This window comes from Rhodoglobus vestalii (assembly GCF_006788895.1).
In the GTDB taxonomy this organism is placed as follows: Bacteria; Actinomycetota; Actinomycetes; order Actinomycetales; family Microbacteriaceae; genus Rhodoglobus; species Rhodoglobus vestalii.
This window is the reverse complement of sequence record NZ_VFRA01000001.1, coordinates 2,774,274-2,799,324: the sequence shown is the minus strand read 5'-3', so window position 1 is coordinate 2,799,324 and position 25,051 is coordinate 2,774,274. Positions and strand designations below refer to the sequence as shown.

Below are 25,051 nucleotides of genomic sequence, written 5' to 3'. Positions count from 1 at the left end.
CACATCATGACCCACGCTTTAGGTATCGACATTGGCGGCACCGGAATCAAAGGTGCCATCGTTGACACTGCCACGGGCGAGCTGGTAGGCGATCGAAAAAAGATTGCTACCCCCGCATCTGGTAAGCCTGATGAAATCGTCGACGTTGTCGTCAACCTCATCGGGCAACTCGGCGGCATCCCGAAGGACATGCCCGTTGGGGTCTGCTTTCCGGCAGTTGTTCGCAACGGCACAACCATGTCGGCGGCAAACATTGCTGACGAGTGGATCGGGCTAGAGGCTGAGAAGCTCTTCGAGAAGGCGCTGGGCTGCGACATCCACTTTGTCAATGATGCGGATGCCGCTGGCGTAGCTGAAGTTCGCTATGGCGCAGCCAAGGGTGTTCGCGGTTTGGTGCTCCTCACCACCCTCGGCACCGGAATCGGAAGCGCCCTGATCTACAACGGAGTTCTCGTGCCCAACTCGGAGCTCGGGCACCTGCTTATCGGCGGTCGTGAAGCCGAGAAGGGTGCGTCGTTCGCGGCGAAAGAGCGCCGGAGATTGAGTTGGTCAGCGTGGGCTAAGCGGCTTCAGCGGTTTTATTCGCATCTGGAACGTCTGTTCTCCCCCGACTTGATCCTTGTGGGTGGCGGCGTTTCTAAAAGTCACGACAAGTTCTTGCCGCTGTTGAACCTCAATGCCCCCATCATTCCCGCGGAGCTCCGCAACAATGCGGGTATCCTTGGGGCTGCCGCTCTCGCCGTAAAGGAATAACATGAGCTTCCATTCCAATGAACCGCACACTGGAGACCTAGCGGGGCGTCTCAATTGGTTGCGTGCGGGGGTATTGGGCGCCAATGACGGCATTGTTTCTGTTGCGGCGATCGTCGTTGGAGTTGCGGGCGCAACGACCGCTATCGCACCTATTCTCACCGCCGGTGTTGCCGGGCTTGTCGGCGGGGCAATCTCGATGGCACTGGGGGAGTATGTTTCCGTTAGTAGCCAGAGTGATAGCCAGCGAGCTCTCATTGAGAAGGAACGTCGCGAACTGGCCGAGATGCCGGACGAGGAACTGGCCGAGCTAACCGCAATCTACGAGTCAAAGGGCATCACTGAAGCCACCGCCCGGCAGGTTGCTGAAGAACTCAGCAAACATGACGCACTTGCCGCTCACCTCGAGGCGGAACTCGGCATTACCGAACACGATGTGGTGAGCCCCTGGCAGGCCGCCGGAGCGTCGGCTCTCGCTTTCACCATTGGTGGGGTGCTGCCCCTGGCCGCGATCCTCCTTGCCCCAGAACCCGTGCGCGTTCTCGCAACATTTGTTGCCGTACTTACTGCACTGATCATCACAGGAACGCTCTCCGCGCGGGTTGGCGGTAACAGCTGGGTTCGCCCAACTCTGCGCATCGTCGTAGGCGGGGCGATCGCCTTAGCCACAACTTTTCTCATCGGAACGCTGCTCGGCACCAGCGGCATCGTATAATTGGCTCATCCGGCAACACGCAAGTCGAGGGAATGGGCCGGCTAGTACGCCGGGTTCTGTTCACACGGGGCCGAAGCCACGTGCTGGACGGTCATCTATCTACGATGTACGTTGCCGCACACCTCTAGCGATCTACCCGAAGACTTGGCGAGCAGCCTTAGCGTCTTCTGTCTGATCTTGCTCCGGACGAGGTTTACCTAGCCGACTGAGTCACCCCAGACGCTGGTGGTCTCTTACACCACCGTTTCACCCTTACCCCAGATCGAAATCTGTGGCGGTCTGCTTTCTGTTGCACTGTTCTCGCGGGTTGCCCCGGGTGGGTGTTACCCACCATCCTGCTCTCTGGAGCCCGGACGTTCCTCGGTATCCTTTACGGATAACGCGACCGTCTTGCCGACCCATTCAGGTGCCAAGCTTAGCGTCAGTGAGGCGAGCAGCGCACCAGAGCGGAAGCGCCGATCGACGGCACTGAGTACCTAGAGACCGGACTCATCCGTGCGCACCAGAATTGCTTCACTGCTGGCGCACATGATCACGGTATCCGGTGCGGCGGCTCGAATCTCTTGCATTTCATTTTCGAGCAACTTGACTCCGGATGACAACGACACGCCACCGCGCAGCAGCGACGCGCCCGTGCCATACCGCGCACGCTGGCGCTCATAGAGGGCAAGAAGGTCTTCAGGAAGAGTGGCCTGAAGCGCCGTGCGTCCGGTTCGCACCGTGCCAAGTTCTGCTTCGATCTCGCGGAGGGCCTCATCGCGACTCGCCTCAACTTCTGAGGCTTGAGTGCTCAGGTTCCCGCTCTGCTCGATGAGGTTGTCTACAACCTTTTGCTGGGTCTCTAGCCGCTCCATCACCGCTAATTCAATGTCTTCGAGATTGCTCAAGCGCGTGCGGAGAGCGGCCAGCTCGTGCTCAAAAGCTGCAGCTTCCTTGGCTGACGATGTTGAATCTAATCGCGCGGTGTCGCGAGCGATGCGCGCATCGACAACCTTCACGTCAGAATCGACACGACTGAGTTCAAGCTCGATATCTTCCTTGATTCCGCGCTCTTCCAGCACTGTCAGCTGAAGTTTTTCGCGGTGCTGTTGCAGTTCTGTAAGGGCCCCATGCTGAGGGAGCTTCTTAGCGCGATGCTCAAGCTGCGAAATCTTCGTGTCAAACGCTTGCAGGTCTAGTAGTGAAGCCTGATCGGCGGGGGTGGCGGTCAAAGCCATAGTGATACTTCTTTCTGTATACCGGTGCGCTTACTGCACAACCGCAAAATCCCAAGGATCGGTGCGCAAATCGCTCACCGTAATCGTTACGTCTGGCAGCAGTGCGCGCAGTTCGTCGGCCGCCGCATCAAGCCACAACCATTCACTCGCCCAGTGGGAAACATCGATGAGCGCCGGACCGCGCCCGAGGCGAGCGTTCTCCCGCGCCTCAGACGCGGGATGGTGGCGCAGATCACTCGTGATGTACACATCAGCGCCAAGAACCGCCGGGTCGGTCAAGTAGGCGTCACCCGCTCCCCCGCACAGCGCCACCGACTGCACAAGCTGGTCATACTCTCCCGCCACACGGATGCCGGTGGCCGTCGCCGGAAGAAGCTCACCAATGAGGCGCGCCAGCCTGCCGAGCGAAATCGCCTCGGGCAGCATTCCTGTACGACCGATCCCGCGTTCGGGCGTCTCGCCAACAACGATGGGGGCCACGTTCGTGAGCCCCAGCTTCGCGGCGAATCGGCCCGAAGTGCCGGTCTCGACGACGTCTGCGTTGGTATGGGCCGCCAAAAGAGCGCATTCTGCGCGCACCAACCTGGTCAAGACCGCACCCTTGTAGCGGTCACTCGCAATTGACGTAACACCGCGCAGTAACAGTGGGTGGTGGGTGATGAGCATGTCGGCGCGGTTATCGATTGCTTCGTCCACGGTCTCAAGCACAGCGTCGACTGCGAGTGAAATTCGGGAGACAGGAGCGTCAGTATCCCCGGCAACCAGACCCACCGCATCCCACGATTCGGCACCCGAAGCTGGCCACAGTTTCTCGCTTGCTGCGATTACATCAGAAACAGTAGTAGACACGCCTTTATTCTAGGCGCGGCGGACAGCGCGGTCAGAGCTGCCAGCCTCTTGACGTCGGATCGCCGGAATACCGGCAACGATCGGGGTGAGTATTCCCAAAACAAGTGCCACGAGTACGCCCAGGTCGGTGGCGGCCAACTCAGAGCTGAGGTTGATACCCAGGGCCGCGAAACCATACCCCTGCCAAGAAAGCCAGCCGATTGTTGCCGTCGTTAGCGCAAACCCGATTGCCGAGATCAGTACGAAGGCGCTGAGGTTGACCCACCGAACATCCGCATAGATTCCGCCACGGGCGGTTAGTGCTGCTCCGTCGAGTCGACGGCTACGGATCATGGTTTCTGCTGCAAAGATTCCGGCCCATGCTGCGGTGGGGACCGCAAGTGTCGTAGCGACATCGCGGAAGAGTTCGTTGATGCCACCATCGACACCGAACGCGAAAAGGATAGCCAACGCGCCCAAGAGCACACCGACAACCACAATCGACCACTGGCGGGGAAGGCGAACTCCCACCGCCTGAAGTGCGAATCCCCCCGAGTACAGGCTCAGCGTGATGCCCGAGAGCAAGCTCAGTGCGGCAGCCAGCAGCAGCAGGATGGGGTACCACCCGGGCAACAGCAGCAACAGGGTGTCGAGAGGCGACGCCAAAAATCCTCGCGCGATTGCGGAATCGGATGCCGCCAGCAGGGCGCCATAGGCGATTAATACGAACGCGGGCACCGTTGCACCGAAGCTCGCCAGCAGTGCCGAGGCCGCTCCGCTCGATGAGGGACGCTGATAGCGAGCGATGTCCGCACCGCTGTACGCCCACACCAGCCCTAAGAAACTGAAGACAAGAACTGCACCCGTGATGGTCAGAAGCCATGAGCCGTCAGGGGTGGTGAGCGCCTGAGCAACATCGATGTACTGCGCGGTGAACGCAATAAGCCCAACCACGAGCACACCGGAAATGATGCTCAGGATGAGTTGGATGCGGGCAAAGAGTGGGTAGCCAGCGAAAGCAATCACAAGCGTTACAAGGAACGCTGTGGCAAGGGCAATGAGCAGAAGCTGACGATCGCCAAGCCCACCGTTGAGATCGGACCCGATGAGGATGATTGCCACCGATGACGCCAACACCCACAACAGCACAGCGCCCCAGAAGAGTCGAGCAACCAGCGCAACGAGTGCGGGGATGATGTTGCCAACGAGCCCGAATGCGGAGCGCGAAATCACCATCGTGGGCTGCCCACTTCGCTTGCCGGCAAGCGTGGTCAAGCCGAGCGGGATGAACGAGAGTGCGACACCAGCGAGAATGGCGACGACTGACTGGCGCAAGCTCATGCCAACAGAAAAGACCACAGCGCCGAGACCGATGCTCACAATTGAGGAGTTTGCTGCAAACCACAGCCAGAACAGGCGTGCCGCATGACCAATCCGATGATCGACAGGGGTGGGTTCGAGGCCGCTCTCTTCGAGACTAAATACCCGTTGCGCGGTGGGCGCCGCATCATGAAGCCCCAGAGGTTGTTGGCTGACGCGCGCAGTCGACGACGGCATCGGTGGGGGTACGGCCGATGCGTCAGCGGCGACGGGTGGGGCTGCGAGCGGTGCCGCTGCGACGGGTGCCGCCGCGCCAGCACCTGCCGCAAACGGGATGGGGTTGCTGTCGGGCGCCAGTTGCGAGGACAGGAGGTCTGGGGAGAAGGTCAGACGATCGCTCGGATCGACTGCGTCATCCGAGTCTGCTTCGAGAATTGCTTCAGTGATCGGAATGGAGCCGGTCTGCACTTCAGAGAATGGGTCGAGGGGTTGGGCCCGATCCTCTTCTTGCTCAAAGATGAACGCCTCAAGGGGATTGACTTCCTCTACTTCGGCTGGCTCCGCTGAGTCGTCACGGTCATCGTTTTTGAGCAGGTCGTCAAAGCCCGGTGGCGCGGTCGGAATGTACCGCGGTGTCTCCGAGGAAGTGAAGCTGAATGGTGCTGCTACCGGTGCGGTATCGGCACTTGCCGTTGTGGGCAGAACGGCGCCCTCTGCTTGCGGATCATCGTCAGTTGGTTCGTAGGAGGTGGTCGCCGAGCCGAGATCGAATGCGAACGGAGAGTCACGATGAGAGTCGCTATCGGAATGGGTGGCGGAATCGCTGGCAGGCGCTGCCGAATCTGAGCTGGTAGACGTTGATGAGTTGGCTTCAGTCGCTTCCGACGTGGGCGCGCTGAGCCCAAAGTCACCCAAGGACATCATCTCGTCAAGGTTTGAGCGAGGTGAAGTTGGACCGGCAGTCGGCTCGACCAAGGGCGGCGGCATGAATGAGATTTCGTCGTAGTCTCCATCTTCATCAGCCGGCAACTCTGGCGAACTCACACTATGGTCGACCGGTAAGTCAGCGCCTGAGGCCCACAGCGGAGTGACATCCACCGTATCGCCGTCGACCTTTACCGGTTCCGGGATCTCATCGTCTGCGCTACCAGCGTCAGAGGTTGCGGCGGCAGAGATCGCAGCTTCAGCCGCGTCTGGTTCAGCCGCGTCCGGTTCAGCCGCGTCCGGTTCATCCGCGTCTGGTCCAGCCGCATCTGGTTCGGGAACGGTGAGGCGCGGCGGTTCTGCGGGGACTGCGTGAGCGGCCACAGGAATTTCATCCGAGAAATCGTCGCTGGGAGCCCACGACTCACTGGGTGGTGGCACATCCCAGGCCGGCAGCTGACCCGCGGGCGGTGGCGGCAGCGGTGCCGGCGAAGCTGCCGGTGCCTCCGCGCGGCCCTCCGGCGAGGCCTGTTGGGTGGGGGTAGGCGCTGTGGCAGCGGTGTCGCCCGGCCCATCATCAACGATCCTAGGATTGCTGCCGTCACCAACGGGGTCCCCGGGCGGAGCCGCCTTAGACCGAAGTGTCGTCTCCCATTCACGGTATTCGCGGGCTTCTTCCTCCCGGAGTCGAAGCTGGGCCTCAAGAACCTCGATCAGACTCAGCGTGCCCGTCGATTGATTTTCAGGATCATCGGCCCAGGTGAGCAGTTCCTCGTCGGCCATCGAACGTCGAACCGGAGGTATAGGAATCTCATCGTCGGCTGAGGACTCTGTCGGAGCAGCCGAGTCTTCACTGAGCGCGGCCGATTCGCTGGGCTCATCGGATTCGTTGGGGGCACTAAATTCACTCGGCGCACTGGATTCGCTGGGCTCATCCAACGATGGCAACGAGGGCGCTGAGTCCGACGGAGACGTGTCTGCAGATTGCTCTGTTTCAGACGGACGCGGCACGGGGGTATCAGTGGCGAACAAGGAGTCAAACGAAAAACCGTTGGTGGTGGCGGGCTCCCGCGCATCGGCGGAATCGTCAGAATCGTCAGAATCGGCAGGCTGGACGGGCTGCTCAGTCTCATCGTCAGAATCATCAGAATCGGCAGAATCGGCAGAATCGGCGGAATCGTCAACATAGGCGTCGGCTACGCGGTCTTCAGCGGCCGGAGGGCGGCGGGAAATACGGGAAGCGAAGAAATCTGGCGTCGTGTAATCTACGGGAATTTGGTAGGGATCATCGATTGCTGACCCGGCAGATTTGGGCGTGAAGCCACTGGCTTCGGTTACATCCTCGTCAGAGTCTGCAGCCGTCTGATCTTCGGGGCCACTGCCAGGCGCATCCATCTGGGGTACGGCTTGATTGGGATCAGGTGCGGGCGCCATAGCCCAGGCGGGTATTCCCAGCTCACGGTCGGCCGAGACATCCGATCGCTGGTATTCGTCATCCGCATCGATGGGCACAAAATCAAAGGTGTCCGACGGCTGCGATGGTGGTGGCAGGTCGGCGAGCGGCCGTGGAAAGTCGGCAGGCGGTGGCGGCAAATCAGCCGGTGGTGGCGGTGCAGAAGCACTCGGCATGTTGAGTGCAGCATCCAGGTCAAAACCCGCGCCGCTCGGTGCTTCGCTTAGATCGGTAGGTACCGTTTCGCCGGTCTCTTCCGCGGAATCTGCAGAACCAGAAGGCGATGATGCCGGTCGAGGAAGTGGAAGCTCGAACTCACGCTCTGAAGACGTTTCATCGTTTGCGCCGTCAGCGTCGTCAGCGTCGTCGTGGAATGCCATGCACAGATACTAAGTCGAGAGCTGTTGATTACGGGGATGACGAGCCGTACTCAACACAGATACCGCAAGAAATATGAGAGCAAGACCCGCCCACGAGAGCGGTGCCAGCAGTTCTCCAACAATAATCACGGCGAGCAGCGTAGCGACCACCGGTTCTAAAAGAGCAATGGTCGTGGCTGTGGAGCTGCTGGTAGCACGCAGTCCAATTCCGAACAAAATATAGGCGATAAACATCGGGCCGATGATCAAATAGCTGGCAGTGCCGATGCTCACCCCTGATTGCACCAGCGGCCCACCAAATATGGCAAGGACGGGCAATAAGCCGAGCGCGCCGACTCCGAAAATTGCACCCATCGTCGCGCCCGAAGTGTGGCCTGCGCGGATGACCCTGGTCGAACAGTAGGTGTAGAGCGCATAGGAGACTCCGGCCAACAATCCGAGCATTACGCCAGCCACTAATGATTCGCCACCGCCACCGTTGCGAGCGTTGCCGCCGCCGATCGTGAGCAGTACAATTCCCGCGAGCGCTAAGGAAGTGGTAATTTTCCAGAGCATGCTCAGTCGTCTGCGCTCGATAACTCGCTCGAGCAGAGCAGCGAAGACCGGCCCAGTGCCTAAGGAAACAACGTTGCCCACAGCGATGCCAGCGAGATCCATCGAACTGTAGAACGCGAGTGGGTACACGAATACCCCCACTGCTCCCAGCAGTAGCCACGGTCTCAGGGCGCGTTCCCGGAGGGCCGCTCGCGACTGATGAAACCTGGCGAAGAACAGCAGGATACCGCCGCCAACCATCGTCACCGCCCCGATAGCGAGTGGGCTGACGTTCTCGGGAAAAAAGCTTGCCGCGGTTCCTGTGGTGCCCCACAAGGCGGCGGCCCCAACGATCGCAAAGGGTGCGACCCTGCTGCTTGGGCTTGTCGACACCCCGCCAGCATATCGCTGTCCCCACTGCGTATTTGCGCAAGTGTGGGTTACAGCCAAGGGGCGTAGAAGCCGCGCAAGAGCGTCTAAGGCTGAGCGCGACTATAGAGGTTCAGGGTCGTCGCCAGCATCATCCATGTCGTCAGTCGCCCACGGCGATGAGAGAGAAAGCTCGACACCGAGCGTGTGCTCGATGAGTCTCTCTAGGAGCTCGCTCATCGTCGTCGAACTCAGCAATGACACTTGATCGAGGGGCCCAAGCGGGGCAATGGCGGCGAGCTGCCAGACGCGAGCGACCGCCTCCTTCGAGAGTTCGGTATCCGGTGACCAGTTCAGTTCGGAAAATTCGCTGGCCCGGGCGAGAGTGCGCCGTACGAGCTTCTCTGCCTGCTCCCAAAGAGACAGCAGCGCATCATCCCACTCAAGGTCAGGCAGCTCGTGCACCGTTGCCTGCGGAAAAGGATCTTCGTCGAGCCACTCAGAGATTGCCACTCGACGTTCACCCACGGCTACCACCCCGACGAAACCTTCGGCCGCCTCAAGCTGCGTGATGGTCGCGACGGTTCCGATGGAGAAGCGCATTTCACCACCGCCCACTTCTTGGCCGCGCTCGATCAACACCACACCGAACTCGGAGGGCTCATCCTGCAGCACCTGCGAGAGCATCACAATGTAGCGCTCCTCGAAGATACGAAGGCTCAGCGGCATATGAGGAAACAGCACAGAACCCAGCGGGAACATCGGCATCGAGGTCATTTGCCAAGACTAACTATGGTGCCCCGAAGAGCGCTGTGAGGCGGTGGTGGGCCCTACCGGGATCGAACCGATGACATCCACGGTGTAAACGTGGCGCTCTACCAGCTGAGCTAAAGGCCCGCAGCGTCGCAAAGCGAAGCAGCGCTCGATAATGGTACAGGTTTTTCTGCCCGCCGCTCACACCGTTGCCTGACTCACGACCACTCGGCAACTTCCATCACCGAAATAGCGTCCTCATACGCGGCAAACTCTCGAACGCCGTCGAGAGGAGCCTCAATGATGCACCGGATCACACTCGAACGATCGATCAGGAAACTTGTGCGCGAGGCGAACCCTCTGTCTTCGCGCAGCACGCCGAAGCTCTGCGCCACCGCACCGTGTGGCCAAAAATCCGAGAGAAAAGAGAACTCGTATCCACCGGTATCCGCCCATGCTCGCAGAGTCGCCGTCGAGTCGACCGAAACTACGATGACGGTGAGTCCGGCATCCACGAAACGCTTTCTCTCTCGCTGCAATGCCTCAACCTCACTCGTGCACGTCACCGAAAAGGCGAGAGGAAGAAAGACAAGCATCACCGGTTCCTTCTCTAGCAGCGCACCCAATTGCACCCGCTGCCCATGCTGATTTTTTAGCTCAAAGTGGGGTGCTCGATCCCCAACCGCAATAGTCATCTCAGTAGACCTTTCCTGTGGGGACGCATGCCCGTGGTTTCGCGCGCAATGAGTCTCGGTTCGAATCTTGCCGCATCCGACAACTAGAATCGATGGGCGTAGTCGATCCCATCACATCCGCAACCCGGTCGTGAGTCGACTCGCGCCATTCTGTTCTCTACACGAAAGAGGTCAAACGGTGACGGTAAACGACCAGGACCCATACTCGGTAACCAACACCGATCAAGACCCCGAAGAAACAGCCGAGTGGAACGAATCGCTCGACTCCCTCGTAGCAGCTCTTGGCCCCCAGCGCGGCCGCGAGATTATGCTCAGCCTGCTGAAGCGTTCGAAGGATTTGCACCTCGGTGTACCAATGGTTCCCACCACGGACTACATCAACACGATCGCCAAAGAAGACGAACCCGACTTCCCTGGCGACGAAAAACTTGAACGTCGCTACCGCGCATGGATCCGCTGGAACGCGGCGATCACCGTTCACCGCGCACAACGCCCCGGGATTGGTGTCGGCGGTCACATCTCCACCTACGCATCATCCGCCGCCCTCTACGAGGTAGGACACAACCACTTCTTCCGTGGCGCAGACCACGAAACCGGTGGAGACCAAATCTTCTACCAGGGGCACGCCTCCCCCGGAATGTATGCACGCGCGTATCTCGAAGGTCGATTGAGCGAAGATCAGCTCAAGGGATTCCGCCAAGAAAAGTCTCAGGCGCCCCATGGCCTCTCCAGCTACCCTCACCCGCGTCTGATGCCCGAATTCTGGCAATTCCCCACCGTATCGATGGGCCTCGGTCCTATCAACGCGATTTATCAGGCACAAAACAATATGTACCTGAGCAACCGTGGCATCCGCGATGTCTCAGAAAAGCAAGTTTGGGCTTTTCTCGGCGATGGTGAGATGGATGAGGTCGAAAGCCGCGGTGCCCTCCAGTGGGCAGCCAATGAGAAGCTCGACAACCTCAACTTTATTGTCAATTGCAACCTTCAGCGCCTTGATGGCCCGGTTCGTGGCAACGGCAAGATCATTCAAGAACTCGAAAGCTTCTTCCGTGGCGCCGGCTGGAACGTCATCAAAGTTGTGTGGGGCCGTGAGTGGGATGACCTACTTGCCAACGATCACGAGGGCGCTCTCCGCGACCTCATGAACCGCACCCCCGACGGCGACTACCAAACCTATAAGGCAGAATCGGGCGCCTACGTTCGCGAAAACTTCTTTGGCCGCGACCCTCGCACCCTCCAAATGGTTGACCACCTTTCAGACGATCAAGTCTGGAACCTCAAGCGCGGTGGCCACGATTACCGCAAGGTTTACGCCGCATTTAAGGCCGCCAGCGAGCACAAGGGTCAGCCAACGGTCATCCTCGCCAAAACGGTTAAAGGTTACGGCCTTGGCCCCAGCTTCGAGGGACGCAACGCGACCCACCAGATGAAGAAGCTCACCCTCGACAACCTGAAAAAGTTCCGCGACGAAATGCACATCCCGATCACGGATGCCGCCCTCGACGCAGATCCGTATCAGCCACCGTTCTACCACCCCGGTGAAGACGACGAAGCTATTCAGTACATGCAGGAGCGTCGCCGCGAGCTGGGCGGCTATGTGCCCGAACGTCGCACCAAGTACACCCAGTTCGAGCTTCCGGAAGCTAAAACGTACGACATCGTCAAGAGGGGTTCTGGCAAACAAGAGATTGCCACCACGATGGCGTTCGCCCGCCTTCTCAAAGACCTGCTTCGCGACAAGTCCATCGGCAACCGCATCGTCCCCATCATTCCGGATGAGGCACGCACCTTTGGAATGGACGCCTACTTCCCGAGTGCGAAAATTTACAACCCCGCCGGGCAGCATTACACCTCGGTAGACCGCGAACAATTGCTGGCCTACAAAGAGAGCGAGCAGGGGCAGATCCTTCACGTCGGCATCAACGAAGCGGGTGCCTTTGCGGCATTCACTGCGGCCGGTACCTCCTATGCAACCAACAGCGAGCCGCTCATTCCGGTCTACGTGTTCTATTCCATGTTCGGATTCCAGCGCACCGGTGACGCGATGTGGGCCGCCGGCGACCAGATGGCGCGCGGCTTCGTCATGGGCGCAACGGCGGGGCGCACCACGTTGACGGGTGAAGGGCTGCAGCACGCCGACGGACACTCGTTGCTGCTGGCATCCACGAATCCGGCTGTTATTAGCTATGACGCGGCCTACGGTTACGAGCTCGGCCACATTGTGCGAGCGGGTATCGAACGGATGTACGGCGGTAAGCACGAAGATCCCAACGTCATGTACTACCTGACCCTGTACAACGAGCCTCTAGTACAGCCCGCTGAACCGGAGAACTTTGATGTTGATGGTGCCCTGAGGGGTATCTACCATTTGTCTGGGCCGACCATTACTGGCCCGAAGGCGCAGCTGATGGCCTCTGGTGTTGCGGTTCCGTGGGCCCTCGAAGCTCAGCAGTTGCTGGCATCCGATTGGGGTGTCGCTGCCGACGTTTGGTCGGTTACCTCGTGGACGGAGTTGCGACGCGACGGTCTCGCGGCCGACGAACACAACTTCCTGAACCCCAACGATGAAGCTCACGTTCCCTACGTGACGACGAAACTTGCGAATGCCAAGGGGCCGTTTGTGGCGGTGACCGACTTCATGCATGCGGTCCCCGATCAAATTCGCGCTTTCGTTCCCGGCGACTTCGCGACCCTCGGAGCTGACGACTTCGGTTTCTCTGACACGCGAGCCGCGGCACGTCGCTTCTTCAAGATCGACAGCCACTCGCTGGTCGTTCGAACCCTTGAGTCGCTCGTGAAGCGCGGCGAAATGGACCCGGCTGTTCCGGCTCAAGCAATTGAGAAGTACAGCCTTCATGACGTCAATGAGGGCACGACCGGCTCTGCCGGCGGCGAAAGCTAGGCGAAACCATTCCCCCGGTACAGAAAACCAAGGCACAGACGCTCGCCTGGTTGCGTGTCATTTCGGGCGAACTTGCCACAGCGACCCTGAAGCAGCTTGAGGACACGCTGCCCTGGTATGGCGAAATGCCGCCGGGGCGGCGTTCCGCTGTCGGGCTGGTGGCGCAGGCGGGTATTACCAGCTTCATCAGCTGGTTTGAAGATCCCACGACAACACCGTGGATTGCAGCGGACGTGTTCGGGGCTGCTCCGCGGGAGCTGCTGCGGTCTGTCTCACTTCAGCAGACCCTACAACTGATCCGCATCACGGTAGAAGTGGTGGAAGCACGCGTCAAGGCCGACGACGATGTCTTGCGGGAAGCAATTCTGTTGTACTCGCGCGAAATTGCTTTCGCCTCGGCCGATGTGTACGCGCGGGCTGCCGAAGCACGCGGACTGTGGGATGCCCGTCTTGAGGCTCTCGTCGTCGACTCCATTCTCAGTGGCGAGTACGATAACGAACTGCCCAGTCGCATAGCCGCGCTGGGGTGGAACGGTCATGGCGAGGTCTGCGTCTTGGTGGGCACTGCGCCGCGCATGCTCGATGTTGACCAACTGCGCCGTACAGCCCGGCATCTCGACGCCGATGTGCTGATTGGCGTGCAGGGCAGCCGTCTTGTTTTGGTGATTGGTCGCGCGGCACCCCGCTCAGAAAAAGCGGAGGGCACCGAGCCCCTGCCATTCATCACCATCGCTGAACAGCTTGAGCCAGGATTCGGCAGCGGGCAACTGGTTTTAGGTCCCGAAGTTGCCAGTCTCGTGGAGGCATCAAAGAGTGCAAAAGCAGCTCTCGCTGGGTTCGCTGTTGCGCGGTCGTGGCGGAATGCCCCGCGACCGACGCTGGCCAATGACTTGTTGCCCGAGCGCGCGTTCGCGGGTGATCCGCTGGCCCGCTCAACGCTCATCAACAAGATCTATAAGCCCTTGCAGGCGCACTCAACCGACTTGCTCACCACCCTGTGGTGCTATCTCGACAACGGCCGCTCCCTTGAGGCCACCGCTCGCGAGCTTTTCGTGCACCCCAACACGGTGCGATACCGCCTCAAACGTGTCAGCGAAGTAATCGGCTGGGATGCGACCGGTGCTCGCGAGGCGTTGATCTTGCAGGCAGCACTCATTGTGGGGTCGATTTCAGATCCCGAATCGGGGCGTTCGAAGTAGCATCATCCAATTTTTTGGCGGATACTCACAACGATCCCGCGGCGGTTTAGTGGGGTCATCCAAGCGGTTTCGAGAAAAGATTGGCAGACTAGCTAAGTGATTGTTGTAGTAGCGCCTGGTCAGGGCTCCCAGACCCCCGGCTTTCTTGCACCGTGGCTCGACGACCCCTCGCTGCGTGATCGGCTCGCTGCGATCTCTGAGGTTGCGGGGATTGACCTTGTCGCCCACGGCACAACGTCAGACGCGGACACGATCCGCGACACAGCGGTCGCTCAGCCACTCATCGTGGCGGCTGGGCTTCTCACTCTCACCGCACTGCTGGCCGATGGACGCCGCGGACATATCGGTGCCGTCGCTGGACACTCCGTCGGTGAGATTACCGCAGCGGCGGCGGCAAGCATCCTTTCGGAGGATGACGCAATTCGCTTCGTGGTCGAGCGGGGCACATCCATGGCTGCAGCGGCCGATCTTGAGGCTACGGGGATGTCTGCCGTGATCGGCGGCGACGAAACAGCGCTGCTTGAGCGACTCGCTGAGCTCGGATTGCAGCCCGCAAACTTTAATGGTGGCGGCCAGATTGTTGTGGCCGGCGCACTCGATGCTCTCGCCAAGCTGGCCAAAGATCCCCTCAAGGGAACCCGCATTGTGCCCCTTCAGGTTGCTGGTGCGTTCCACACCCGGTACATGCAGCCTGCTGTAGCTCACCTCGAGTCGGTTGCCGCGGCGCTTCAGAAAAACGATCCGACACTGCCGATTTACACGAACCGCGATGGCTCGCTCATCGCCAGTGGAGAACACTATGTCGACCTCATGGTTGGTCAGGTTTCGTCACCGGTGCGCTGGGATCTCACCATGGGATCGTTAGCGGACGCCGGTGTCACCGGAATTATTGAGCTTGCCCCAGCAGGAGCTTTAGTTGGTCTCGCAAAGCGTGGACTCCGAGGCATCCCAGCCGTTGCGGTCAAGACACCCGATGACTTACCCGCAGCATTTGACCTGATGGAGGCCAACGCATGACCGCTCCCACCCTCACCCAGTCGACCGGGTCGCAGTTCACCAAGATCTACAGCTATGGGGCCGCACGCGGTGACCTCATTATTGACAACAATCAACTCGTTGCGGCGATCGACTCGAGCGATGAGTGGATTCAGCAGCGCACCGGCATGATCACTCGTCATCGGGCTTCGCCCGGCATCCTTGCGGTCGATCTGGCTACCGATGCCGCGCGTGAGGCAATCGAGAAATCGGGTGTCGACCCTGCTGAGATTGGCGTCGTGATTGTCGCGACCATCAGCAACGTGCAGCAGTCTCCCTCTATTGCCGCGGTGGTAGCGGATCGGGTCGGCGCAAACCCGGCGGCGGCCTACGACATGAATGCTGCGTGCGCGGGCTTCAGCTATGCCGTCACTCAGGCGGATGCACTTGTTCGCGCGGGTGCAGCCACCTTTGCCTTGGTCATCGGCGCTGAAAAGCTTTCGGATGTGGTCGACCCGACAGATCGTTCAATATCGTTCCTGCTCGGCGACGGTGCAGGCGCGGTCGTGATCGGGCCGAGTGACACCCCCGGCATTTCTGCTCCCGTGTGGGGGTCGGATGGCTCGCGCGCCGCTGCCGTCGGCATGAACTCCACGCTCCTTGACTATCGGGCCGGCGATGCTGCTTGGCCGACACTCCGACAAGAGGGTCAAGCTGTTTTCCGCTGGGCTGTCTGGGACATGGCCAAGGTCGCAAAAGAAGCTCTGGATGTTGCTGGCGTCACCGCCGAAGATCTTGCCGCCTTCATCCCCCATCAAGCCAACATGCGCATCATTGACGAGTTTGCGAAGCAGTTGAAGCTTCCCGAATCGGTCGTAATTGCTCGCGATATCGCTGACACCGGTAACACATCGGCGGCATCGATTCCTTTGGCTACTCATCGTTTACTGAAAGAACATCCCGAGCTCAGCGGTGGTTTAGCGTTGCAGATCGGCTTTGGCGCCGGACTTGTTTTCGGCGCGCAGGTAATCGTTCTGCCCTAGTAACACCGTGAACCGCGACCACTGGCCTACACTGGCAACGGTCAATTTACATCCCAAGGAGAAAAAAATGGCACTGTCCACCGAAGAAGTCATGGCCGGACTGGCTGAGCTCATCAACGACGAGACGGGCATTGCGACCGACACTGTCGAGATGGACAAGTCGTTCACCGATGACCTCGACATCGACTCGATTTCGATGATGACGATTGTTGTTAACGCTGAAGAGAAGTTCGACGTGAAGATCCCCGACGAAGAGGTAAAGAATCTCAAGACCGTCGGCGATGCTGTGAGCTTCATCACGAGCGCTCAGGGCTAGTTCGAGCTATCCGCGGGCGGCCAATCGTCGCAACTCTAGACGATTGGCCTCCGCGCTGCCCCGTGCACGAGCGGCTCTGTGTTTGCCGCCTGAGCCGTAGATTCGAAGGAATGTGACATGACCAAAAAGATCGTAGTAACTGGGATTGGTGCCACAACGCCGCTGGGTGGGACCGCGACAGAGTCGTGGAAGGCTCTCCTTGCCGGTGAATCTGGCGCTAAGACTCTTGAACACGATTGGGTTGCCGAGCATTCTCTTCCCGTGACCTTCGCGGCACAGGCGAAGGTTCGCCCAGAAGAGGTTCTCGAACGCATTGAATACAAGCGACTCGACCCTTCAAGCCAGTTTGCACTCATCTCGGCTCGCGAAGCCTGGGCAGATGCTGGTGCACCCGATGTTGATCCTGTTCGAATCGGTGTCGATTACTCCACCGGAATCGGTGGGCTGTGGACACTTCTTGACGCGTGGGACACCCTGCGCGAAAAAGGCCCGCGGCGAGTTTTGCCGATGACGATTCCGATGCTGATGCCCAATGCTGCTGGTGCTGCGATCAGTATGGCGATCCCCTCCCGTGCTTTCGCTCGTACCGATGTTTCTGCCTGCGCGTCGAGCACCGAGGCGATTGCCAATGCTTACGCCCACCTTCAAGCCGGACTTGCCGATGTCGTGATCGCCGGTGGTACTGAAGCCGTCGTGCATCCGCTGCCGATCGCCGCGTTCGCCTCAATGCAGGCGTTATCGAAGCGTAATGACGACCCTGCGGCCGCGTCGCGCCCCTATGATATCTCTCGTGACGGTTTCGTTCTCGGCGAGGGTGCGGCAACACTCGTGCTCGAAACGGAAGAGCACGCACTTGCGCGTGGCGCCAAAATCTACGCAGAGCTGGCTGGTGGAGCCGTCACGAGTGACTCGTTCCACATCACGGCACCCGACCCGGAGGGGACCGCTGCCGCTCGCGCTGTTCGTGATGCTCTGGAGGTCGCAGGAGCAACGACCGACCAGGTGACCCACATCAACGCCCATGCCACGAGCACGCCTGTCGGCGACATCGCCGAATACAAGGCTCTCCTTCGCATTTTTGGTGATCACCTGCCCAACATTCCCGTCTCTGCAACTAAGGCGGCTACAGGCCACCTCTTGGGCGGCACAGGGGCACTTGAGGCAATCTTCACGGTGCTGGCGCTCCACCACCGCACCGCTCCACCCACGATTAACCTCACCGAACAAGACCCAGCCATACCTTTGGATGTCGTCACGTCGCCTCGTGATCTTGGCTCTGGCCCTCAGCTGGCAATTAGCAACTCTTTCGGCTTCGGCGGACACAACGCTGTCGCCGCATTCCGCTCGGTTTAACCACAGCATCCTCCGAAGGTTGCGCGTATTCAGCAATTGGCTGCCGCAGCTTTAACAAAACATTGGCCGCCACGATCAATGATCGGGCGGGCAATGCTTCGCCGCGTGCGTGTAGCGCACACGTTAGAGAGTCACCGGCTAGCCAACTGCGCCTTCGCCTGCCAAGGTCCCTCCATCAATGATGAATTCTGAACCCGTAGAGAAGCTTGCGTCGTCACTGGCAAGGAACAGCACCATTTTGGTGACTTCTTCCGGCTCACCTATCCGATTGATTGGCGTTCCTGGACTGTCAAGGCCCAGTCCGTCGGTCATTGGGGTGCGGATGCCACCGGGGTGCACTGAGTTCACCCGGACACCCTGTGAGCCCAGCTCCATCGCGACCGACTTAGTGATCCCGCGGAGACCAAACTTCGAGGCGGTGTAGCCGTGTAGGGCGGCATAGCCCTGCATACCTGCGGTAGATGAGATATTCACGATCGACGAAGTCTCGTTCTTAACGAGCTCCGGAGCCGCGGCCTTGATACCGAGGAATGCACCAGTGAGGTTGATGCCGATAATAAGCGACCAGTCTTTTTCGGTGTAGCTGTCGAGCGTGCCAAAGTTGACGATTCCCGCGTTATTGATGAGCACGTTGAGGCCACCGAACGTGTCGACGGCGAGCTTCACTGCGCTATTCCAGTCATCCTCTTTCGTGACATCAAGGTGAGTGTAGACGGCGTTGTCACCGAGTTCGTCGGCAAGAGCCTGACCTTCGGTGTCAAGAACGTCAGAAATAACGACCTTGCCACCCTCGGCAACGATTCCGCGGCAGTGTGTTTCTCCCATACCGCGGGCTCCGCCACTGATAAGAACTACTTTTCCGTCAAATCTAGACATTGTGTTCCTTCCGATTCTGAGACAGTTTTGGCGGGAAGGAAAAGTCCGAAAAACCGAACGCTTCCCGCCACAACTCCACGCTACGCCGGGAGTTCCCTGAATGCGACCGGCAAAAGAGGCTCGGAGGCAACTAGCAGCGCAGAGCGCTCTCGGGCAGGAGCGCCGAGCAGGGACTTTGAGCTCGAAACAGTGTCAGTAACCGTCGAGAGGTCACCATCCGTCGAAAGATCCGTAGCCGTCTAGAGGATCGAACGGCATCCGTCGTGTTGAGTGCACTCGCCATCGAAGTTCGAGCCCAGGGGGTCAAGGACAACATCGATCCAGTCCTCCCACTCGAGGAGCGGAATGTGGGTATCGACTGTGGAGCGCGGAATGCAGGTATCGGCTGAAATCACGGTCATCCCACCTTGTGTAGCCACACAACGGCCGAGTCTTGGCCGGCATGACGGAACGACTCAAGTTCGTCGTCCCACGCCTGGCCTAGAGCTAATCGCAGTTCGCGGTGGAGTTCGAATGCGTCAGATCCCGCAAGCTCCATGGCATAGCGAACACGATCCTCGGGGATCACCATATTGCCGACCGTGTCAGTCTGCGCAAAAAAGATTCCGAGGTCGGGGGTGTGCATCCAACGACCTCCATCGCTGCCCGCACTCGGGTCTTCTGTTACTTCGAATCGGAGATGCTCCCACCCGCGGAGCGATGAGGCGAGCTGTGCACCGGAACCCTGCGGGCCCTCCCAATAGAATTCAGCCCGCTGAGAACCTTTGAGGACCGGTTGATCGTCCCACGAGAAGTTCACGGCACGTTCGAGGGCGCGACCAGCTGCCCACTCGATGTGTGGGCAGAGCGCGCGAGGCGCAGAGTGCACATAGAGCACTCCGCGAGCGTTGGGTGCAGTCACGATATCTCCGTTCCGTTTGGGTGCGACTTCCCCATCGACCCATGAACGGTGCCTGTGACAACACTGAAGTTATTAAATTGTGCGACTGAGCGCCTGAGGTCATTATCGCTGAAGAGTCTGCGAAAATACAAGCACACGATCATATTTGTGCACTCGTGTCGAAAAGCGTGCACTGCGGTCAAACAGGAAGGCTCGACGTGTCGGATACGGATGTTGTCATCGTTGGGTCTGGACCAAACGCGCTTGCGGCCGGAGTCACGATGGCACGGGCCGGGTTGTCTGTGCAGGTCATCGAACGCAATGACACGATCGGAGGGGGCGCGCGCACTGCAGAGCTCACCCTTGCTGGTTTCCGGCATGACATCTGCTCGGCCGTTCATCCGATGGCACTTGCGTCTGCTTTCTTTCAAGAGTTTCAGCTCACCAGCAGACTCGAGTTCATCGTCCCGGAAATCTCCTATGCGCACCCACTCGATAACGGCGAGGCGGGAATCGCTTACCGAGACCTCAACCGCACGGCCGACGCACTTGGACGCGATGGTGCGGCCTGGCGCCGCCTGATGAAACCTCTCGTCGACCGCATCGATGCTGTTACCGACTTCACAAGCAACCAACTACTTCGAATTCCGCGCGATCCGATCGCCGCAGCCGCCTTCGGGGTGCGCGTTCTCGAACAGGGTTCCCCAGCCTGGAACCTACGTTTTCGGGAACGTAGTGCCCCCGCAATGCTCGCAGGGCTTAACGCGCACTCGGTCGGAGAGATGCCGCGCCTTTCGACGGCCGGCGCAGGGCTAATACTGGGGGCACAGGCGCATGCGCGCGGGTGGGCGATTCCGGTCGGAGGCAGCCAAGGCATCATTGAGGCGATGGCCGACGACCTGCGCGCCCATGGCGGCACGATCACCACCGGCACCGAAGTGCACTCGCTTGGCCAGTTGCCGTCGTCGAAAGCGGTGTTGCTGGATGTCTCAGCCCGCGCCCTCGATCGCATCGCCGGCGATCACCTCCCGACACGCTACCGCAGGGCGTTGCGTCGTTTTCGATACGGAAACGCAGCTGCGAAGATCGACTTCGCGCTCTCCGGCCCCGTTCCGTGGACCAATCCTGATGTGCGCAGCGCAGGTACCATCCATCTCGGTGGGTCACGCGAAGAGATCGCCCATTCCGAAGCGCAGGTTGCGAACAGAATCCACCCCGAGTCACCGTATGTGCTTGTGTCGCAACCGACGACCGTCGACCCGAGCCGGGCGCCCCACGGTCAGCACGTGCTGTGGGCCTACGCACACGTTCCCAACGGCTCAACCGTGGACATGACCGAGGCGATAGTTGCGCAGATCGAGCGCTTCGCGCCGGGCTTCCGCGACCTGATCCTCGATTCCCATCACATGACCGCGACAGACCTTGAGCAATACAACCCGAACTACATTGGGGGCGACTTTTCTGCAGGCGCTGTGACTATCGCACAACTCATCAAGCGCCCTGTTATCTCGACAGATCCTTGGCGCACTCCCACGAAGGGAATTTATCTTGCGTCGTCGTCGACTCCTCCTGGCCCAGCAGTACACGGTTTGTGCGGCTTTTATGCCGCGCGCTCAGCGCTGCGCCATGAGTTCGGCATAAGAGACACCCCTGACCTCGCGATCGGCGCCTGACCTCGCTCTACCCATGCCGAAGTAGAAACCCCACGCGAGGCACAACTGAGCTTCGACGCCGACGCTGATGTGTGCTACCGCGTCTTTCTAAAGGTCTCGCTGAATTCAAGCTCACCGTTGTCCTTCCATTGAATCGTGCTCTGCGCGGTGCCGAGAACTATTTCAGCACCGGAGAGGGGTCGGTGCGCGAAACAGAGCGGGAGCATAAGGAATTCGCGGTCATTGATCGATTCGGGAACTGGTTGTGCCGCTGACTGCGACGCTCGAGAGTCACTCACACAGACGAGTATTGTCAGAAGATCGACCAACCAGTGCGAGTCGTGAATTCGTCGAGAGCCGCAACTCCAACTAACGAGTTTCCCGATGCGTTGAGGCCGGGAGCCCACACACAAATGGAGCAGTGGCCTGGAACGATCGCCAAAATTCCGCCACCGACGCCACTCTTGCCTGGCAGTCCAACGCGGTAGGCGAACTCTCCCGCCGCATCATAAAAACCCGAGGTGAGCATCACAGAGTTCACGCGTTTTACCTCACTCAGGCTGAGTAATTGTGTTCCGTCGTGGCGGATACCACCGCGAGCCAGGAACGAAACCGCTACCGCAACATCCCGACAATTCATCGAGATCGCACACTGCTCGAAATACTGCTCAAGTACTTCATCAACCGGGTTCTGCAGGTTGCCAAAGCTCGACAGTAGGTGCGCAATCGCAGCATTTCGATCAGAATGCTCAGCCTCAGAACGCGCAACGAGAGAATCTAAGCCAATTGCTGGGTTGCCCGATTCCTGCCGGACAAAGTCGAGAATCGGGTTTTGCTCGACCGGGAAGTCTGACATTTGCCGCTTGGTGGTGAGCAGCTGATCAGTGACCACTAGGGCACCCGCATTCACGAAGGGATTGCGGGGGATCCCCCGTGAATATTCGAGCTGGGTGAGCGAGTTAAATGCAGCACCGGACGGTTCGCGCCCGACCCGCCGCCAAATGTCCTCACCATGGTCGGCAAGTACCAGCACCAGAGACAGCACCTTGGACATACTCTGAACAGAGAACGGAACCAAACTGTCGCCGACCTGAAACTCTCTGCCGTCGTTCATCACCACAGCCATCCCAAACTGATCCGGATTCACTGCGGCAAGTCGGGGGATGTACTCAGCAACCGCGCCCGAACCGATGAGCGGCCGCACCGCCCGGTAAGTGTCTTCAAGAATTTGTTCTACGTCCATGACCCTCTCCCTGGTTGTGTGATGCGGCGGCGTGCCCTGGAGTGACAAGACCACTGGGCGCCGAGCATACCCACTATGCATATACTCGGTCGAGAGGCACCGCTACTGGGAAGGTTTGACATGTCGATCCGCCATAGTTTGCTTGCGATCTTGGCGCAGGGCCCCTGCTACGGCTATCAACTTCGCGCGGAATTTGATCGACGCACAGGTTCCACGTGGCCGCTCAACGTAGGACAGGTTTATAACACCCTTGATCGGCTCGTGCGGGACAAGCTTGTTGAGAAGACTGTGCGCAGTCACGACGGTAGGATTGAGGTTGACCCCAGCACAGGTCAGCACACCTACTACACGGTGACGGATGCCGGTCAGCGGGAGTGTGAGCAGTGGCTCTTCTCCCCCGTGAAAAGCTATTCCGTTAGTCGTGACAAGTTAGCGCTCAAGGTTGCCCTCGCTGTAACCCTGCCCGGGGTCGACGCACACGGTGTGATCGAGCAGCAAAGGAACGCAACGCGCGACGCGCTCGATGCCCTCACAGCGGGCGCATCGTTGCGCACGGGTGCCACAACTGCTGGACACTTTGCGCAAGAGTTAGTCGCTGACTCGATGCAGGCTCACGCAGAAGCTGAGTTGCGCTGGCTCGACCACGTCGAGAAGGCTCTGCACCGGGCCTCAGCTGACGGGCGAGCATCCGCGTTCCCCCACAACACCGTCAAACCCAAGCGTGGGCGACCAGCATCCGATTCTCACAAACAGGAAGCGCTCGTGCGATGACCGACATTCCTGACTACATCACCATCAATCTTGCCAACTGGGATGCACGGCAGCCACCTGCACTGCACCATTGGCATCGACACGATTTCGCTTGAACGACTGGGTGCCGGGCATCGAAGTGTGCCGTGGGAGGCACTACCCGGGCGTATCAGTGCGGGCGACGACGGCGGGTATCGTTTGGCGCGCGCTGCCCACAACTATTTGGCTGCGTCGTAGCGGTCCACCACCACGACTGTGAGCGGGAACGTCACCGGAAGCTCCCCGAATAACAGTCGGCCAGCCTCCGCAGCGGCCTCTGCGATCAGCACAGCGACCGCGTCGGCTGCGTGAGCCGGGGCGTGAACGACCACCTCGTCATGCACAAAGAACACAAGATGAGCCGAATCGGTGAACCACCCGACGTCCGCAAGTGCATCAAGCCGAATGCGGATGCTACCCATCCAACACAGCGCCCACTCCGCCGCCGTGCCCTGAACAATGAAGTTGCGGGTGAACCTGCCCCAGGATCGGCCGCGTTCCCTCGCCGCGGAGCGCTGCGCTGACGTCAAGGATTCGTCGTACGTTCCCGAGTCGGCACCTCGCGGCGAGCTTCGACCGAGCTGAGTGGAGACGACTTCTCCGCGCTCACCCGCACGTGCCGCATCCTCCACCAGCTGAATTGCCCGCGGGTAGGCACGGGCAAGCTTCGGCATGAGCCGACCGCTTTCACCCGTCGTTGCCCCATACATGGCCCCAAGCATTGCGAGCTTGGCCTGCGCACGCGTTTCGACTGCTCCGCTGGCTACGATCCCCTCATACAGATCACCGGATGCCCCGGCCTCGACCATTCCTCGGTCGGCAGACATAGCGGCGAGGATGCGCGGCTCCAACTGTGACGCGTCGGCAACAACCAGCTTCCAGCCGGGATCGGGAATCACGGCGCCCCGAATCAGATGAGGGAGCTGCAGTGCGCCTCCCCCGCTGGTTGCCCAGCGCCCCGTGACGACGCCTCCCGGCACGTAGTCGGGTCGAAATCGGCCATCCCGCACCCACGAATCGAGCCAATTCCAGCCATTCGCCGTGAGCAGTCTCGACAACTTCTTGTATTCGAGAATCGGCTCAATGGCCGGATGTCGGAGCTGCTTCAGCTCCCAAGCACGAGTTGATTTCGTCTGGATCCCGGCGACGCTGAGAGCACGCAGTAGCTCACCGGGCGAGTCCAGATTGAGGTGCGGAGAATCGAGCAGAACCCGGATTCGCTGGGCGAGACTTTCGAGCTTGTTTGGTCGATCGCCGTCGATGCTCGGGCGCACGCCCAGCATTTCGGTCAGAATCTGGTCGTGTGCGCTGGCACTCCAGGGCAGACCAGCGAACCGCATCTCGGCCGCGATAAGCGCACCAACCGATTCCGCGGCCAGCAACCGTTGAAGGCGAGAAGAATCTGTGGAGTCGGCCAACGCAACCCGCTGACGGTCAAACTCGGCGAGTGCATCCAGCGGATCCGTCGAACTGCTGCGCGCGGGCTGATCGAAGTCGAACAGGGCGGAATGGGCGGTGGCAGCCCTAGTCTCGGTAGGTGCGAGAACGGTCGATCCGAGAGCATCCCATGGCCCCTCCTCAGCTTGAGCCAACTCAGTAGCGGCACTGAACGCAGAGTTTCGCAGAATGGTGTGGCACAGCCGCAAATCGAAGCACCGCTGCACCCGAACGTGTGATCGCAGCAGCTCCGGATACCACTGGGCGGTGTCATGCCAGACCCAACGTGGATGCTCGTGCTCATTCTTGGTGACGTAGCGTGGCAGATCATCCACTGTTTGTTGCGCACTCTGGACCCCCTCCGAGCCCACACGCGTTGCCGTCACTTGGGCACCTGCGCGGGAGAGGATAATAAACACAGCCCTAGTCTGCCCTGACCCGCCGA

23 protein-coding genes, 1 tRNA gene and 1 other RNA gene are annotated in these 25,051 nt (G+C 59.8%); 11 read left to right on the top strand and 14 right to left on the bottom strand.

What is annotated here, in order from left to right:
• Window positions 1-6 precede the first annotated feature (6 nt).
• Window positions 7-753, top strand: coding sequence for a polyphosphate--glucose phosphotransferase (gene ppgK, locus FB472_RS13785; protein ID WP_141991366.1), 747 nt, complete (start codon window positions 7-9; stop codon window positions 751-753).
• Window position 754: 1 nt separating this feature from the next.
• A complete protein-coding gene (locus FB472_RS13780) occupies window positions 755-1,465 on the top strand; it encodes a VIT1/CCC1 transporter family protein (RefSeq protein WP_141991365.1) in 711 nt (236 codons plus the stop codon).
• 29 nt (window positions 1,466-1,494) lie between these two features.
• Here FB472_RS13780 and rnpB read toward each other — a convergent pair.
• The 8 genes from rnpB to FB472_RS13740 all read right to left on the bottom strand — a co-directional run bounded on the left by rnpB (window position 1,495) and on the right by FB472_RS13740 (window position 9,938).
• Window positions 1,495-1,866, bottom strand: an RNA gene (gene rnpB, locus FB472_RS13775) — RNase P RNA component class A.
• A gap of 75 nt (window positions 1,867-1,941) precedes the next feature.
• Window positions 1,942-2,682, bottom strand: a complete 741-nt coding sequence (locus FB472_RS13770) for a zinc ribbon domain-containing protein (protein WP_141991364.1) — start codon at window positions 2,680-2,682, stop codon at window positions 1,942-1,944.
• Between the two features lie 30 nt (window positions 2,683-2,712).
• Complete coding sequence (locus FB472_RS13765; protein ID WP_141991363.1) at window positions 2,713-3,531, bottom strand: Nif3-like dinuclear metal center hexameric protein; 819 nt, start codon at window positions 3,529-3,531, stop codon at window positions 2,713-2,715.
• 9 nt (window positions 3,532-3,540) lie between these two features.
• Window positions 3,541-7,587: a purine-cytosine permease family protein gene (locus tag FB472_RS13760; protein ID WP_141991362.1), complete on the bottom strand. Its 4,047-nt coding sequence runs from the start codon at window positions 7,585-7,587 to the stop codon at window positions 3,541-3,543.
• Window positions 7,588-7,596: 9 nt separating this feature from the next.
• Window positions 7,597-8,514: a DMT family transporter gene (locus tag FB472_RS13755; RefSeq protein WP_170192104.1), complete on the bottom strand. Its 918-nt coding sequence runs from the start codon at window positions 8,512-8,514 to the stop codon at window positions 7,597-7,599.
• A 99-nt stretch (window positions 8,515-8,613) separates the two neighbouring features.
• Complete coding sequence (locus FB472_RS13750) at window positions 8,614-9,267, bottom strand: LON peptidase substrate-binding domain-containing protein (protein WP_141991360.1); 654 nt, start codon at window positions 9,265-9,267, stop codon at window positions 8,614-8,616.
• A 44-nt stretch (window positions 9,268-9,311) separates the two neighbouring features.
• Window positions 9,312-9,387 (bottom strand) — tRNA-Val (locus FB472_RS13745).
• 74 nt (window positions 9,388-9,461) lie between these two features.
• Window positions 9,462-9,938 (bottom strand): redoxin domain-containing protein, encoded by a 477-nt coding sequence (locus tag FB472_RS13740; protein ID WP_141991359.1) that lies wholly within the window; start codon window positions 9,936-9,938, stop codon window positions 9,462-9,464.
• 178 nt (window positions 9,939-10,116) lie between these two features.
• On the opposite strand from FB472_RS13740, the gene aceE reads away from it, so the two are divergent.
• The 6 genes from aceE (at window position 10,117) to FB472_RS13710 (ending at window position 17,729) form a co-directional block, all read left to right on the top strand.
• Complete coding sequence (aceE, locus tag FB472_RS13735; protein WP_141991358.1) at window positions 10,117-12,843, top strand: pyruvate dehydrogenase (acetyl-transferring), homodimeric type; 2,727 nt, start codon at window positions 10,117-10,119, stop codon at window positions 12,841-12,843.
• A 50-nt stretch (window positions 12,844-12,893) separates the two neighbouring features.
• On the top strand, window positions 12,894-14,042 hold the full coding sequence (locus tag FB472_RS13730) for a PucR family transcriptional regulator (RefSeq protein WP_246078245.1): 1,149 nt from the start codon (window positions 12,894-12,896) through the stop codon (window positions 14,040-14,042).
• Window positions 14,043-14,138: 96 nt separating this feature from the next.
• Window positions 14,139-15,059: an ACP S-malonyltransferase gene (locus FB472_RS13725; protein ID WP_141991356.1), complete on the top strand. Its 921-nt coding sequence runs from the start codon at window positions 14,139-14,141 to the stop codon at window positions 15,057-15,059.
• Entirely contained in the window at window positions 15,056-16,060 is a 1,005-nt protein-coding gene (locus tag FB472_RS13720; RefSeq protein ID WP_141991355.1) for a beta-ketoacyl-ACP synthase III, read from the top strand. Before FB472_RS13725 ends, FB472_RS13720 begins: the two co-directional genes overlap by 4 nt.
• 67 nt (window positions 16,061-16,127) lie before the next feature.
• Window positions 16,128-16,376 carry an acyl carrier protein gene (locus FB472_RS13715; RefSeq protein WP_021809756.1) on the top strand — a complete coding sequence of 83 codons (249 nt, stop codon included), beginning with the start codon at window positions 16,128-16,130 and terminating at the stop codon, window positions 16,374-16,376.
• 117 nt (window positions 16,377-16,493) lie between these two features.
• A complete protein-coding gene (locus FB472_RS13710) occupies window positions 16,494-17,729 on the top strand; it encodes a beta-ketoacyl-[acyl-carrier-protein] synthase family protein (protein ID WP_141991354.1) in 1,236 nt (411 codons plus the stop codon).
• A 138-nt stretch (window positions 17,730-17,867) separates the two neighbouring features.
• Here the strand turns inward: FB472_RS13710 and FB472_RS13705 are convergent, their stop codons facing one another.
• From FB472_RS13705 to FB472_RS13700, 3 genes are all read right to left on the bottom strand, one after another.
• Window positions 17,868-18,605 (bottom strand): SDR family oxidoreductase, encoded by a 738-nt coding sequence (locus tag FB472_RS13705; RefSeq protein WP_141991353.1) that lies wholly within the window; start codon window positions 18,603-18,605, stop codon window positions 17,868-17,870.
• A 239-nt stretch (window positions 18,606-18,844) separates the two neighbouring features.
• Window positions 18,845-19,006 (bottom strand): hypothetical protein, encoded by a 162-nt coding sequence (locus FB472_RS14110; protein WP_170192103.1) that lies wholly within the window; start codon window positions 19,004-19,006, stop codon window positions 18,845-18,847.
• The gene (locus FB472_RS13700) at window positions 19,003-19,506 is read right to left on the bottom strand and encodes a DUF3145 domain-containing protein (protein WP_141991352.1); all 504 of its coding nucleotides are present in this window, start codon (window positions 19,504-19,506) and stop codon (window positions 19,003-19,005) included. The genes FB472_RS14110 and FB472_RS13700 overlap by 4 nt, the downstream gene beginning before the upstream one ends.
• 197 nt (window positions 19,507-19,703) lie before the next feature.
• Between FB472_RS13700 and FB472_RS13695 the strand changes: the two genes are divergently transcribed.
• Window positions 19,704-21,158: a phytoene desaturase family protein gene (locus FB472_RS13695; protein ID WP_141991351.1), complete on the top strand. Its 1,455-nt coding sequence runs from the start codon at window positions 19,704-19,706 to the stop codon at window positions 21,156-21,158.
• A 74-nt stretch (window positions 21,159-21,232) separates the two neighbouring features.
• On the opposite strand, the gene FB472_RS13690 is transcribed toward FB472_RS13695, so the two are convergent.
• Together FB472_RS13690 and FB472_RS13685 are read right to left on the bottom strand one after the other, a co-directional pair.
• The gene (locus tag FB472_RS13690) at window positions 21,233-21,436 is read right to left on the bottom strand and encodes a hypothetical protein (RefSeq protein WP_141991350.1); all 204 of its coding nucleotides are present in this window, start codon (window positions 21,434-21,436) and stop codon (window positions 21,233-21,235) included.
• Window positions 21,437-21,450: 14 nt separating this feature from the next.
• Complete coding sequence (locus FB472_RS13685) at window positions 21,451-22,380, bottom strand: glutaminase (protein WP_141991349.1); 930 nt, start codon at window positions 22,378-22,380, stop codon at window positions 21,451-21,453.
• A 120-nt stretch (window positions 22,381-22,500) separates the two neighbouring features.
• On the opposite strand from FB472_RS13685, the gene FB472_RS13680 reads away from it, so the two are divergent.
• Together FB472_RS13680 and FB472_RS14105 are read left to right on the top strand one after the other, a co-directional pair.
• Window positions 22,501-23,151 (top strand): PadR family transcriptional regulator, encoded by a 651-nt coding sequence (locus FB472_RS13680; protein WP_141991348.1) that lies wholly within the window; start codon window positions 22,501-22,503, stop codon window positions 23,149-23,151.
• A gap of 42 nt (window positions 23,152-23,193) precedes the next feature.
• On the top strand, window positions 23,194-23,367 hold the full coding sequence (locus FB472_RS14105) for a hypothetical protein (protein WP_170192102.1): 174 nt from the start codon (window positions 23,194-23,196) through the stop codon (window positions 23,365-23,367).
• Here the strand turns inward: FB472_RS14105 and FB472_RS13675 are convergent.
• Window positions 23,349-25,025 (bottom strand): bifunctional 3'-5' exonuclease/DNA polymerase, encoded by a 1,677-nt coding sequence (locus tag FB472_RS13675; RefSeq protein ID WP_141991347.1) that lies wholly within the window; start codon window positions 25,023-25,025, stop codon window positions 23,349-23,351. The genes FB472_RS14105 and FB472_RS13675 overlap by 19 nt on opposite strands.
• Window positions 25,026-25,051: the final 26 nt, after the last annotated feature.